This window comes from Streptomyces sp. NPDC090499, from assembly GCF_044769305.1.
Classification (GTDB): Bacteria; Actinomycetota; Actinomycetes; order Streptomycetales; family Streptomycetaceae; genus Streptomyces.
Genome location: NZ_JBIVXP010000020.1, coordinates 1 through 13,184, shown reverse-complemented (window position 1 = coordinate 13,184; position 13,184 = coordinate 1). Strand labels below are relative to the sequence as shown.

Sequence of the window (13,184 nt, the reverse complement as noted above, 5' to 3'; positions counted from 1 at the left end):
CCCGGCCGGGCCGCCCGCCGTGACCACACCCCATGCCGAAGGGCCGGCCACCCCTCTCCAGGGTGACCGGCCCTCGCGAGCGCTCGTCGGCGCCGGACTACTTCCTGCGACCGCGGCGGCTCTTCGCCTGCTTGCGACGCTCGGCGCGCGTCAGGCCGTCGGCCTCGGAACGGGCCGGCTCGTCGTCGTAGTCGAAGTCGCCCTCGACGAGGCCGCCCTCGCCGTCCACCGTGGCCGCCGAGAAGTGCATGCCCCGGCGCTGCGGCGCCTCAAGACCCTTCGCACGGATCTCGGGACGGGAGCCCGCCTGGGCCGGCACCGCGTCCTGGACGCCCTCCGCCGCCTCGGTGTCCTCGACCGGGACCTCCTCGACCTGCTGCTCGACCTGGACCTCCAGGTTGAACAGGTAGCCGACGGACTCCTCTTTGATGCCGTCCATCATGGCGGTGAACATGTCGAAGCCCTCGCGCTGGTACTCGACCAGCGGGTCCTTCTGGGCCATCGCGCGCAGGCCGATGCCCTCCTGGAGGTAGTCCATCTCGTAGAGGTGCTCGCGCCACTTGCGGTCCAGGACCGACAGCACGACCCGGCGCTCCAGCTCACGCATGATCTCGGAGCCGAGCTGCGTCTCACGCGACTCGTACTGCTCGTGGATGTCGTCCTTGATGGACTCGGAGATGTACTCGGCGGTCAGGCCCGCGCGGTCGCCGGCCGCCTCCTCCAGCTCGTCGACGGTGACCTTGACCGGGTAGAGCTGCTTGAAGGCGCCCCACAGGCGGTCGAGGTCCCAGTCCTCCGGGAAGCCCTCGGCGGTCTCCGCGCCGACGTATGCGTCGATCGTGTCGTCCATGAAGTGCTGGATCTGCTCCTGCAGGTCCTCGCCCTCCAGGACGCGGCGGCGCTCGCCGTAGATGACCTCGCGCTGGCGGTTGAGCACCTCGTCGTACTTCAGGACGTTCTTACGCGTCTCGAAGTTCTGCTGCTCGACCTGCGACTGCGCGGACGCGATCGCGCGGGTGACCATCTTGTTCTCGATCGGCACGTCGTCCGGCACGTTTGCCATGGACATCACGCGCTCGACCATCTGGGCCTTGAACAGGCGCATCAGGTCGTCGCCGAGGGAGAGGTAGAAGCGGGACTCGCCGGGGTCGCCCTGACGGCCGGAACGGCCGCGCAGCTGGTTGTCGATCCGGCGCGACTCGTGCCGCTCGGTACCGAGGACGTAGAGCCCGCCGAGGTCCTTGACCTCCTCGAACTCGGCCTTGACCGCCTGCTCGGCCTTCTCCAGGGCGGCGGGCAGCGCCTGCGCCCACTCCTCGATGTGCTCCTCGGGGTCGAGGCCGCGCTGACGCAGCTCCGCCTCGGCGAGGTCCTCGGGGTTGCCGCCGAGCTTGATGTCGGTACCACGGCCGGCCATGTTGGTGGCCACCGTGACAGCGCCCTTGCGGCCGGCCTGGGCGACGATCGAGGCCTCGCGCTCATGGTGCTTGGCGTTGAGCACCTCGTGCTGGATGCCGCGCTTGGAGAGCTGCTGCGAGAGGTACTCCGACTTCTCGACGGAGGTCGTGCCGACCAGGATCGGCTGGCCCTTCTCGTGCTTCTCCGCGATGTCGTCGACGACCGCCTCGAACTTGGCGACCTCGGTGCGGTAGATGAGGTCCGACTGGTCCTTGCGGACCATCGGCCGGTTCGTCGGGATCGGGACCACGCCGAGCTTGTAGATCTGGTGGAACTCGGCGGCCTCGGTCATGGCCGTACCGGTCATGCCGGACAGGCCGGGCTGTTCCTTGTCGTTGTGGTCGTGACGCTTGTAGAGGCGGAAGAAGTTCTGCAGGGTGATCGTGGCGAGGGTCTGGTTCTCGTCCTTGATGTCCACCCCTTCCTTCGCCTCGATCGCCTGGTGCATGCCCTCGTTGTACCGGCGGCCGGCGAGGATACGGCCGGTGTGCTCGTCGACGATCATGACTTCGCCGTCCATGACGACGTAGTCCTTGTCCTTCTTGAAGAGCTCCTTCGCCTTGATGGCGTTGTTCAGGTAGCCCACCAGAGGCGTGTTCACCGACTCGTAGAGGTTGTCGATGCCCAGCCAGTCCTCGACCTTGGAGACGCCGGACTCGTGGATGGCGACGGTGCGCTTCTTCTCGTCGACGTCGTAGTCGCCGGTCTCCTCCTGGCCCTTGAGCGGGTTGCCGGCCTCGCCCTTCTTCAGGCGAAGGACCAGCTTGGCGAAGTCGCCGTACCACTTGGTGGCCTGGTCGGCCGGGCCGGAGATGATCAGCGGCGTACGGGCCTCGTCGACCAGGATGGAGTCGACCTCGTCGACGATGGCGAAGTTGTGGCCGCGCTGGACGAGCTCGTCCTGGGCCCACGCCATGTTGTCGCGCAGGTAGTCGAAGCCGAACTCGTTGTTCGTGCCGTAGGTGATGTCGCACGCGTACTGGTCGCGGCGCTGGGCCGGCGTCATGTTGGCGAGGATGCAGCCGACGGACAGGCCCAGGAACTTGTGGACGCGGCCCATCATCTCGGAGTCGCGCTCGGCCAGGTAGTCGTTGACCGTGATGAGGTGGACGCCCTTGCCCGCCAGCGCGTTGAGGTACGCGGGCAGGGTGCCGACGAGGGTCTTGCCCTCACCGGTCTTCATCTCGGCCACGTAGCCGAGGTGGAGGGCCGCACCGCCCATGATCTGCACGTCGTAGTGGCGCTGGCCGAGGGCGCGCTTGGCGGCCTCGCGGACGGTGGCGAACGCCTCGGGGAGCAGGTCGTCGAGGCTCTCACCGTCGGCATAGCGCTGCTTGTACTCATCGGTGAGGGCCCGCAGCTCGGCGTCGGAGAGGTCGACGAAGTCCTCTTCGATGGAGTTGACCTGGTCCGCGATGCGGTGCAGCTTGCGCAGGATCTTGCCTTCGCCTGCACGCATGATCTTCGAGAGGACGGACACGGGGGTTAGTCTCCTTGCCGGTCGGGCCTGGGAGGGTCGGTTTCCATTTGACGTACTGAGCAACGGCCATCGTATGCGAGGACCCGGCCGTGTCGGGAGGCCTGTCGGCCCGACGACCGTCCGCCGCCTTCCTGCGGGCCCCGCGAGCCCGTTTCACGCTTCACCCGGGACAACGGCCGGGGCACACGGATAGTGCCGCGCCGGAGCGAGGAATTGCGCGAAATGTGATCACTTGCTCACGGAGAGCGAAATCGATGGCGTACCGGGCGGCCTGGCGAGCAGAATCAGCCGATGGAACCCGTCACGCTCACCACCCCTCGTCTGCTGCTGCGCGCGGTCGGCCCGCAGGACACCGACGCGGTGTACGCGGCCGTCCAGGATCCCGACATCCAGCGCTGGACGACGATTCCCTCGCCCTACCTCGCCGAGCACGCCCGCAGCTTCACGGAGCAGATGGTCCCCGACGGCTGGTCCGAGGGCTCGATGTTCACCTTCGGCGTCTTCCTGCCGACGGGCGGGCTGGCCGGGATGCTCGCCCTGACCATGCGCTCCCTGGGGACGGCCGAGGTGGGTTTCTGGACCGCCAAGGAGCACCGCGGCCACGGCTACACCGCCGAGGCCACCCTCGCGGCCGCCCGCTGGGCGTTCACGCGGATGGCGATCGACCGGGTCGAATGGCGCGCCGAGGTCGGCAACCACGCCTCCCGCGCGGTCGCGGAACGCGCCGGCTTCACCGTCGAGGGCACCCTCCGCTCCTCCCTCAACAACAAGGGCGTACGACGCGACTGCTGGGTCGGCTCCCTGCTCCCCTCGGACCTGGACCTGCCGTCCGCGGCGCCCTACCTGCCGGCCCCCTCGCAGGGCTGAGACCCCGGCTCGTGCCGGGCTGTCAGTGCCACCCTCTATCGTCCGACCCATGACGACCCTCCCGCGCCCCGCCGCCGCTCTCTCGGCGGACGAAGCCCGCCGTATCGCGCTGAAGGCACAGGGCTTCCTCGGCGCCCCCGACCGCCGCTCCGGCGTCCGGGGCGTGCTCCGCCACCTCGGCGCGGTCCAGCTCGACACCATCTCGGTCCTCGCCCGCTCCCACGAGCTGATCCCGTACGCCCGCCTCGGCCGCGTCGGCCGCAGAGCGGTCGAGGCCGCCTACTGGACGGACACGCACGCCTTCGAGTACTGGTCGCACGCCGCCTGCATCCTCCCCATCGAGGAGTGGCCGCACTTCGCCTTCCGCCGCCGCGCCTACCGCGACCGCCCGCACTGGAGCCACGACCTCCCCGACGGCGTCTACGACCAGGTGATCAAGCAGCTGCGCGGCGAAGGCCCGCTGACCGCGACGGAGCTGGGCGGCGCGAAGAAGACGAGCGAGTGGTGGGACTGGTCGGGCACCAAGGTCGCCGTGGAGCGCGCGCTGATGTACGGCGAGGTGGTGTGCGTCGAGCGGCGCGGCTGGAAGCGGGTGTACGACCTGGCCGAGCGCGCGGTCCCGGGCGCGCTGCTCCACGACGAGCTGGACGACGCCGAGTGCCTGCGCCGCCTGGTCCGGCTGGCCGGGCAGTCGCTGGGCGTCGGCACCCGCGCGGACATCGCCGACTACCACCGGCTCAAGGGCGAGCAGGTCGACGCGGTGATCGCCGACTCGGGTCTGGTCCCGGTGGAGGTGGAGGGCTGGGGGAAGCCCGCCTGGGCGGACCCGGCGGCCCTGGCCGCACCTCCGCGCGGCCGGCACCGTACGACGCTGCTCTCGCCGTTCGACTCCCTGATCTGGGACCGGGCGCGCACGGAGCGGATCTTCGGCTTCGCCCACCGCCTGGAGGCCTACGTCCCGAAGCCGAAGCGGGTGCACGGCTACTACGCGATGCCGGTACTGGCCGGCGGCCGGCTCGTGGGCCGGGTGGACCCGGCGCGCGAGGCGGGCGGCGTCCTGGTGGCCCGCCAGGTCACGCTGGACGGCCCGAAGGCGGTCCCGGCGGTGGCGGAGGCGCTGGTCGAGGCGGCGAGCTGGGTGGACTGCACGACCGTGCGCGTGGAACGCGTGGACTCCCCCGAGCTGCGCGAACCGCTCCTCAAGGAAGTGACCCGCGCTCTGATCGCCGCGCTGCGCTGACCTCTGCCGACACCCGGTGGATTCAGCGAATTTCGAGGATCTTCTCCCGCATCGCGTAGACCACCGCCTCCATCCTGGAGTGCAGCTGCAGCTTCTCCAGGATGTTGCGCACATGGTTCTTCACGGTGTTCTCGGAGATGAACAGCTCCTTCGCGATATCGCGGTTGTTCATCCCCGTGGCGACCAGCTTGAGCACTTCGAGTTCACGGTCGGTCAGCCGCGGCGCAGGCACCAGCCGGCGCTCGTCGGTGCGCTGGATCATCGACTTGAACTCGGTGAGGAGTTTCGACGCCATGGACGGGCTGATCTGCGACTGCCCGTCGGCCACCGCGCGAATGGCGGTGGCCACCTCGTCGGTGGAGATCTCCTTGAGGAGGTATCCGGTCGCGCCCGCCTTGATCGCGTCGTAGAGATCGGCCTCTTCGTCGCTGATCGTCAGCATGATGATCTTCGCACTGGGCGCGACCTCCTTGATGGAGGTACAGGCCTCGATACCGCCGCGCTTGGGCATCCGGACGTCCATCAGCACGATGTCGGGCAGCAGGTCGGCTGCCTTGTCGACGGCCTCCGCGCCGTCGCCCGCCTCCCCGACGACCTGGATGTCCTCCTCGGCGGCGAGCACGATCTCCAGTCCGCGGCGGAAGAGGGCATGGTCGTCGACGACAAGGACCCTGATCGGTTCCTTGCGTGGAGCACCGCCCGCGTCCGGGCCCATGCCGACGACGCCGCCGTCGGCATCACCGTCCCGCATCGGTCCGAAGCTGTCCGCCATCGTTCCTCCCCCTGAAGGCTGTGGCCTGTGGTGCTGTGCCATCCGCCAACCCAAGGCAGCAGCCCACCGGTTGGGCCGCCCTGGCCATGATTCCATGTCCGGGCGACAACGGGGTGACCGAGCGGGGCGCGAAGTGGTCGCACACCGGTGCCCCTGGGGGCGCACGAGCGCTTCCAGGGGCACGGGCTCACCTGCCGGCCGGGCCGGTCAGCCGCCCAACGTGCCTCCGGCCGCGGGCGGTTGCGCCTGGGCGACCATCGGGTCCGTGTTGAGATGGATGACACCGTAGTCGTACGCGTGCCGCCGGTAGACGACACTCGGCTCCTTGGTCTCGGAGTCGACGAACAGGTAGAAGTCGTGTCCGACCAGTTCCATCTCGTAGAGAGCCTGGTCGAGGGTCATCGGGGCGGCGACATGCGTCTTCTCGCGGACGATGAGGGGGCCTTCGCCCTGCACCTCGAGGGAGCCCATCTTCTTGGTGGGCACTCCGTCCGCGTCCTCGGGGTGGACGGGGCTGCCGTTCCCGTTGAGCGTCGCCGCGCCCGGGACGTGGTCGGGGACCTCGGCCGCCGAGATCCGCCGCGCACCGCGGCGGGAGAACCGCTTGTCGTGCTGCTTGCGCAGCCGCGCGTCCAGCTTCTCCGCCGCCAGGTCGAGCGCCGCGTACGGGTCACTGGCCGCTGCCTCCGCCCGGATCACCGGACCGCGGGAGCGGAGCGTGATCTCCACCCGGTCGCAGCGGTCGGCCTGTCGGGGGTTGGGCTCCTTGGACACCTCGACGTCGAGGCTGATCACCTTGCCGTCGAGCTTCTGGATCTTCTCCAGCTTCAGCTTCTCGGCCACGTGCTTGCGGAACCGCTCGGGCACCTCGGTCTTGCGGCCCTTGACGACGATGTCCACGCAGAACTCCGTTCCCGGATCACTCCGCTGCACTGCGGAGCATCTCCCTTTTGCACCCAGCTCCGGTGAACCCCGGAGCCTCGGACTCGGCGACTTCACCTCCTCCTCCCCCATGGGCAAGATCTGCACCCCAGCACCGCGATGATTGCGGAAAACCCGCGGCACGGCATTCGGATAGGGGAGACATGGCCTGCGGCTTTCTCCCTCACAACCGAACATATCTCGCCCGGACGGATGTCGTCACCCTCTACTGATGCGTACCTCCATTCAGGTGAATTGACCCCGTCACTACCTGCAACGATGTACGTCCACGGTCAGTTCCGGTTCATTTCGAAAGAATCCGATGCGGCCGCGACCACAGCGGCACGGACCGGCCCTGCCAGGCCGTTCACCTCGGCCATTCCCGATGCGTTCCGTGCCCACTTCGCCCGCTCTTCCGCCGGTCCGGTCTTCCGTTCCTCCCTTCCTTCCCAGGGCGCGCGCCGATACACAGCCATTGCCCTCTCTCCTGCCCCTTCGGCCCCTGCCATCCCCCGGATCGCACGCGCCGCCTCCACGAGGGTGGCGCCCGTGGTGACGAGGTCGTCGACGAGGACGACCCGGCCCTCGGCCAGCAGCCGGGCACCACCCGCGGTCACCGCCAGCGCGCCCGCGAGATTCGCGTACCGCTGCCGGGCGTTGAGCCCCGACTGGTCGGCGACGGCCCGCCGCTGCCGCAGCGCCGGAACCACCCGGGCCGAGGTCCCGGCCCGCCGCAGCTCCGCGGCCGCGGCGAGGGCGATCCGCCGCACCGGATCATGTCCACGTGCCCGCACGGCCCACGGCGCGGACGGCACGGGGACGAGCAGCACGGGCCCGGACGCGCCGGCGCCACCCGCCGTACCGCTGCTCCACGAGGTGACGATCCGGACCGTCCGACCGTCCCGAAGCCCGGCCGGACCGTCCTGGAGCGCGTCCCCCGGCCCGTCCCGGAGCCCGGCCCGCACGGCTCCCGCCAGCGCCGCGCCCAGCGCCCCGGCGAGCGCCAGCGCACCGCGCTCCTTGTGGGCGAGGAGAGCCGCCCGTACCTCGTCCGCGTAAGGCGCCGCCGCGTACACCGCCGGCAGCCCGGACGGCTCCGGCACCGGTCGCACCCGGCGCGGTACGGCCCCGCTCAGGGCGGCACGGCACCCGTCGCAGAGCACCGTGCGAGGCGTCCCACAGCCTCCGCACTCGGCCGGTAGCACCAGGTCGGTGAGGTCCTGCCACCACCCCCGCATGTGCCCACTGTGCCAACGGGCGGCCCGCCCGGCCACCCTGTGGACGACTGCCTGTGGACAACTCCATGAGAGAAGCACGGCCCGTCACCCACACGGGTGAGAAGGACCGTTGTCGCGCCGGAGAACGGTTGACCGGGGCAACCCGACGGCTCTCGTCCGGCGCCCACGGAAACGGCCGCCCCGCCGGCTCCACGCCGGACCGGGACGGCCGCTCACCGACCGCGCGGGCTCAGCCCGGATAGACCGGCGCCGACCCGTCCTTGACGACCTTCTGCCACTGGTCCCCGGACGGCAGCCGGACGATCCCGTCGTCCTGCGAGTCGGCCACCAGCGGCACCCGGTCGTCCTCGGACGCGGCGATCGCCAGGACACCCGTGAGCGCCGCGGGCGAGGGCCCGTCCGGCGTCGAGCCGTCGACCTGGACGTACCGCGTCTGCTGCACGCCGCCCTGCTCACGCCCGACCACCACGAGCCTGCTGTCCCCGGCCCAGGACATCGCGGTGACCTCCTCGGATCCGGGGGTCGCGGAGCGCAGTTCGAGGACCGAGACCTCCTGCTGGTCGTCGGACTTGGTGCGCTCGACGCGCCCGACGAGCAGCGACTGCTTGCCGTCCTTCTCGACGACGAGCGCGATCCGCACCCCGTCCGCGGCGACCCGCACGTCCTCGATGCGGCCGTCCAGTTCGGGCATCTGCACGGCCACCGGCTGGCCCACGCCCTGCGCCAGCATGTACAGCTGCGGCTTGGCAGGGTCGCGGTCGGCCACCCACAGGTCACCGCGGGCGTCCCAGCTCGGCGCCGTCAGCCGGTCGTCCTCGGTGGCACCGTGGCTGGTCAGCACGGCGTCACCCAGCGAACCGTCCGACGCGAGCGAGGTGACGTACAGCGCCCTGCCGTCGCCGGTGACCCCGGCCGCCGTCCGCTCGTCACGGGCGACCGCAACCGACCGCAGCGGCTTGGTGCCCGCGCCGAACGGGCCCGGCACCGCGACCGCGCCGGTGCCGGTACCGGTGCCGCCGGTCGCCATCCGCACCAGCCGGTGCTTGCCGTCGAGGAAGTACAGGTAGTCGGGGCGCTTGGTGGAGGCACGCCAGGCGGTCGCCTCGGCCTGCTCCTCGGTGGCGTCGCACATGTGGGCGCCGTTGACGGACCGCAGCGCGACCGAGTCCACGGTGGGCGTCAGGTTGCGCAGCGTGAACAGCAACTGGGTCGCCATCTCGCCGCACTTGGCGGAGCCGATCCGGGACGCCTTGACGTTGAGCGGCACCGTGAGCCGGTTCTGGTCGTCCGGTGTCAGCCCGGACACGCCCTTCTTCAGCGCCGTACCGGTCGGGAAACTCGACCGGACCACCGGGCCGAGCCAGGTGGTGGGGCCGCTGAGCAGTGAACGCACCAGCTGGGTCGTCGGATCCACCCGGCTGCGCACGAAGACGGGATCGGCGACAGCCACCGGCTGGCCGGTCTCCCCGGCCGACGTGTCCGAGGCGAAGTAGTACTTGTCGACCGACGTGTAGTTGCGCTGGAAGTCGGACCTGCCCATCACGACACCCTGCGGCAGCGAGTCGATGCGCCACTGCCCGCTCTTGGCGTCCCTCGTCAGATGCACGCTCCTGCGGTACGACCCGTCCGCGGGCGTGTACGCCTGCTGCGCGTCGACGCTGGCCACCCGGCTGCCCTGGAGCGTGTAGGTGATGCTGCTGGTGCCCTCGCGGCCGACCGGCCGCGGGTCCGTCTGGATGCTCGGCCCGTTCGCCAGCACCATGGCCTGCGACTCCGGCTGCCAGGTCTTCGCGGCGGCCTTGGTCAGGTACTTGCGTGCCGTGTCGTAGTTCGGATCGTCACTGGTCAGAGCCTCCAGAAAACCCTGCACGATCTCCGTGGACGAGGCGTCCTGCTGCGGCGGCATGGCGAAGACCCGCACCTGCGTGTCCTGTCGCGGCGTCGACTCGACGTCCCGCAGGTCGCCGCTGTCCGGCATGGAGGCACACCCCGCCAGAACCACGGCCCCACAGGCGGCGTACGCCACCGCACGCGCCGGCCTGCGCCGGGCGCTCCCCTCGCGGTCAGCGCCCACGAAATGCCTCCCCTGGCTTGTTCGACTCGTCCGCCCCGTCGCCCTGCCCCGCCGCGGGCGGGCCCTCCTGACGCCGAACACCCTGAACACCCTGGGCCGGCCGGGGCACCACGCGCGCGCCGTTGCCGGGCAGCGCGGTCGGGTCGGCGGTGGGGGCCACGGCCGCCATCCGCTGCGTCATCGGGGCGAGCGACGACGCGTGGCCGCCACCGGGCTGCACCGGCACGGTGGCCCGCTTGTCCTCGCCGGTGCCCGGCAGACCGGTCTCGCCGAGCCCCCGGTTGCGCCGGGAGTCCTTGGGCTCCAGGGGTATCGGCGAGCCCCGCAACGGCTCGTCCGCCGTCCGGGGCAGTGTCAGCCGGAACTGCGAGCCGCCACCCGGTTCCCCCCACGCCTGCAGCCAGCCGCCGTGCAGCCGCGCGTCCTCCAGGGCGATCGACAGCCCCAGGCCCGTACCGCCGGTGGTACGCGCGCGTGCCGGGTCGGCCCGCCAGAAGCGGCTGAAGACCCGGGTCGCCTCGCCGGGCTTGAGCCCGACACCGTAGTCGCGCACCGCGATCGCGACCGCCCCGCCGGCCGAGGCCAGTTTGACGACGACGTCCTTGCCCTCGCCGTGCTCGACGGCGTTGACGACCAGGTTGCGCAGCACCCGCTCCACGCGCCGGGCGTCCGCCTCGGCCACCACGGGCTGCAGGTCGCCCAGCACGCGTATGTGCGTGCCCTTGCGCTCCGCGAGCGGCGCGGCCCCGCTGACCACCCGCCGTACGACCTCCCTGAGGTCTATCGGCTCGGCCTCCAGCGCCGCCGCGCCCGCGTCGAAACGGCTGATCTCCAGCAGGTCGGCGAGGAGCGACTCGAACCGGTCCAACTGGTCGGCGAGCAGCTCCGCGGACCGAGCGGTCACCGGATCGAAGTCCTCACGGGCCTCGTGGATGACGTCGGCCGCCATCCGGACGGTCGTCAACGGCGTGCGCAGCTCGTGCGAGACGTCCGAAACGAACCGCCGCTGCATCCGCGACAGGTCCTCCAGCTGCTGGATCTTCAGCTGGAGGTTCTGCGCCATCTTGTTGAAGGCCTCGCCGAGCCGCGCGATGTCGTCCTCGCCGGTGACCTTCATGCGCTCCTGGAGCCGCCCGGCCGACAGCCGCTCGGCGATCCCGGCCGCCATCCGCACCGGCGTCACGACCTGCCGTACGACGAGCCAGGCGATGGCCCCGAGGAGAACGACGACGAACAGCCCGGCGGTCGCCAGCGTGCCCTTGACCAGGCTGAGGGACTTCTCCTCCTGGGTGAGCGGGAAGAGGTAGTACAGCTCGTACGGGTCGTTGTTCGGATCGCTCACCTGCTTGCCGATGACCAGCGCGGGCTGCGACTCCTTGTCGTCCGTGTAGATGATCCGGGTATAGCTCTGCGCGGCCGTCGTATTGCCGTTGATCCGCGTGCGCAGGTCGTCGGGCACGCTGGCCGTCGGGTCGACCTGCCCGGAGGCGCGGGTGCGCCCGCCGCCGCTGTTGTTGTCGCCCGCAGGCAGCGTGACCACGTCGAAGGCGCCCTGGCCGCCGCTGGAGAGGGACTCGACGAGGTCACTCATCCACGAGGTGACGTTCTGCGACTGCCGCCCGTCCGCCGACTGCGCCGTGTCACCGGTGCCGGTCGCGGCCTCGTCGGCCTTCTGCTTGGCCACCGCGAACCCACCGGTGGCCTGGCTCTGCGAGGCCTTCACCTTGGCGTCCAGCAGGCCGTTGCGGACCTGCCCGATGACGACGAAGCCGAGCAGCAGGACGACGCCCAGCGACATCAGCAGGGTCGTGACGACGACCTTGAGCTGGATGTTGCGCCGCCACAGCCGCATGACCGGCAGCAGCGGCCGCCGTACCCAGCGCATGAACAGGCGCAGCACCGGACTGCCCTGAACCCCGCCCTGGAGCAGTCCGCCCTCGAAGAGCAGCCGCCAGCGCGCACCGAACCGCTTCCCGCCGACAGGCCGCTCCGGACGGTCCCCGGACCGGCCGGGGGCCGAAGCGGCACTGTCACCGGACATGTCAGCTCGGTCCCGCCTTGTATCCGACACCACGGACGGTCACCACGATCTCCGGCCGCTCCGGGTCCTTCTCGACCTTGGAGCGCAGCCGCTGGACGTGAACATTGACGAGGCGGGTGTCCGCCGCGTGCCGGTAGCCCCAGACCTGCTCCAGGAGCACCTCACGCGTGAACACCTGCCACGGCTTGCGGGCGAGCGCGACCAGCAGGTCGAACTCCAGCGGGGTCAGCGCGATCGACTGCCCGTCCCGCTTCACCGAGTGCCCGGCCACGTCGATGACCAGGTCACCTATGGCGAGCTGCTCCGGCGCCGGCTCCTCCGACCTCCGCAGCCGGGCCCGGATCCGGGCGACCAGCTCCTTCGGCTTGAACGGCTTCACGATGTAGTCGTCCGCGCCCGACTCCAGGCCCACGACCACGTCGACGGTGTCGCTCTTCGCCGTGAGCATCACGATCGGCACCCCGGACTCCGCCCTGATCAGACGGCACACCTCGATACCGTCCCGACCGGGCAGCATCAGGTCCAGGAGCACCAGGTCGGGCTTGGTCTCACGGAAAGCGGCCAGCGCCTTGTCGCCGTCGGCTACGAAAGACGGCTCAAAACCTTCACCACGCAGCACGATGCCGAGCATCTCGGCCAGTGCGGTGTCGTCGTCGACGACAAGGACTCGTCCCTTCATAAACGACATCATCCCATTCTCATAACAGTGAAGGTTCCGCAGGTGACCAGGGTCACCGGCCAGTGACCATAGTCGCAGGGGGCCGTCACTGTCTGCCCCCGTCCGTGAACACCTGCTCCTCTTGACCCGCCGCGGGATACCGAGCCGTGCCAACGAGGAGTGCCTCTATGTCTGGCTGATCAGCACGCCGACAGCGCACAGAGCGAACGCAAGCCCCATCAGGCTCTTCTTCCCGCTGCCATTGGAAGCCTGCCGCTGGAGTTCCCGCGCGCCGAGCAACGCTCCACAGAGCAGGGGAGCGCCGGCAACGATGCGTCTGAGACGCTGTTGTCGTTCCGATCTTGAGGGGTGTGCGTCGAACGGGAGTCTCGATCGGGTGATCGCAGCTGGCCGCGGGCATGAGAACAGGGCCTC

The 13,184-nt window shown here is 70.3% G+C and carries 9 protein-coding genes; 2 read left to right on the top strand and 7 right to left on the bottom strand.

The annotated features are described in order from the left end of the window. Positions 1-97: 97 nt before the first annotated feature. Positions 98-2,938, bottom strand: coding sequence for a preprotein translocase subunit SecA (gene secA / locus ACIQVL_RS42495; RefSeq protein ID WP_403434898.1), 2,841 nt, complete (start codon positions 2,936-2,938; stop codon positions 98-100). 291 nt (positions 2,939-3,229) lie between these two features. On the opposite strand from secA, the gene ACIQVL_RS42490 reads away from it, so the two are divergent. Beyond that, positions 3,230-3,805, top strand: a complete 576-nt coding sequence (locus ACIQVL_RS42490) for a GNAT family N-acetyltransferase (protein ID WP_403434899.1) — start codon at positions 3,230-3,232, stop codon at positions 3,803-3,805. A 49-nt stretch (positions 3,806-3,854) separates the two neighbouring features. Then, on the top strand, positions 3,855-5,045 hold the full coding sequence (locus tag ACIQVL_RS42485; protein WP_403478150.1) for a winged helix-turn-helix domain-containing protein: 1,191 nt from the start codon (positions 3,855-3,857) through the stop codon (positions 5,043-5,045). A 22-nt stretch (positions 5,046-5,067) separates the two neighbouring features. Here the strand turns inward: ACIQVL_RS42485 and ACIQVL_RS42480 are convergent, their stop codons facing one another. From ACIQVL_RS42480 to mtrA, 6 genes are all read right to left on the bottom strand, one after another. After that, positions 5,068-5,817, bottom strand: coding sequence for a response regulator (locus ACIQVL_RS42480; RefSeq protein ID WP_403434901.1), 750 nt, complete (start codon positions 5,815-5,817; stop codon positions 5,068-5,070). A gap of 207 nt (positions 5,818-6,024) precedes the next feature. After that, positions 6,025-6,717: a ribosome hibernation-promoting factor, HPF/YfiA family gene (gene hpf / locus ACIQVL_RS42475; RefSeq protein ID WP_403434902.1), complete on the bottom strand. Its 693-nt coding sequence runs from the start codon at positions 6,715-6,717 to the stop codon at positions 6,025-6,027. 314 nt (positions 6,718-7,031) lie between these two features. Next, a complete protein-coding gene (locus ACIQVL_RS42470; RefSeq protein WP_403478149.1) occupies positions 7,032-7,976 on the bottom strand; it encodes a ComF family protein in 945 nt (314 codons plus the stop codon). A 229-nt stretch (positions 7,977-8,205) separates the two neighbouring features. Beyond that, entirely contained in the window at positions 8,206-10,050 is a 1,845-nt protein-coding gene (locus ACIQVL_RS42465; protein WP_403478148.1) for an LpqB family beta-propeller domain-containing protein, read from the bottom strand. After that, entirely contained in the window at positions 10,040-12,091 is a 2,052-nt protein-coding gene (gene mtrB, locus ACIQVL_RS42460) for an MtrAB system histidine kinase MtrB (protein ID WP_403478147.1), read from the bottom strand. The genes ACIQVL_RS42465 and mtrB overlap by 11 nt, the downstream gene beginning before the upstream one ends. Before the next feature lies 1 nt (position 12,092). Then, entirely contained in the window at positions 12,093-12,782 is a 690-nt protein-coding gene (mtrA, locus tag ACIQVL_RS42455; protein WP_015659998.1) for a two-component system response regulator MtrA, read from the bottom strand. Positions 12,783-13,184: the final 402 nt, after the last annotated feature.

What these genes read in the sequence shown, in the direction of transcription:
- ACIQVL_RS42490 (WP_403434899.1), top strand. Translation starts at nt 3,230, where the DNA reads ATGGAACCCGTCACGCTCACCACCCCTCGTCTGCTGCTGCGCGCGGTC.
- ACIQVL_RS42485 (WP_403478150.1), top strand. Translation starts at nt 3,855, where the DNA reads ATGACGACCCTCCCGCGCCCCGCCGCCGCTCTCTCGGCGGACGAAGCC.
- ACIQVL_RS42480 (WP_403434901.1), bottom strand. Translation starts at nt 5,817, where the DNA reads ATGGCGGACAGCTTCGGACCGATGCGGGACGGTGATGCCGACGGCGGC.
- ACIQVL_RS42470 (WP_403478149.1), bottom strand. Translation starts at nt 7,976, where the DNA reads ATGCGGGGGTGGTGGCAGGACCTCACCGACCTGGTGCTACCGGCCGAG.
- mtrB (WP_403478147.1), bottom strand. Translation starts at nt 12,091, where the DNA reads ATGTCCGGTGACAGTGCCGCTTCGGCCCCCGGCCGGTCCGGGGACCGT.
- mtrA (WP_015659998.1), bottom strand. Translation starts at nt 12,782, where the DNA reads ATGATGTCGTTTATGAAGGGACGAGTCCTTGTCGTCGACGACGACACC.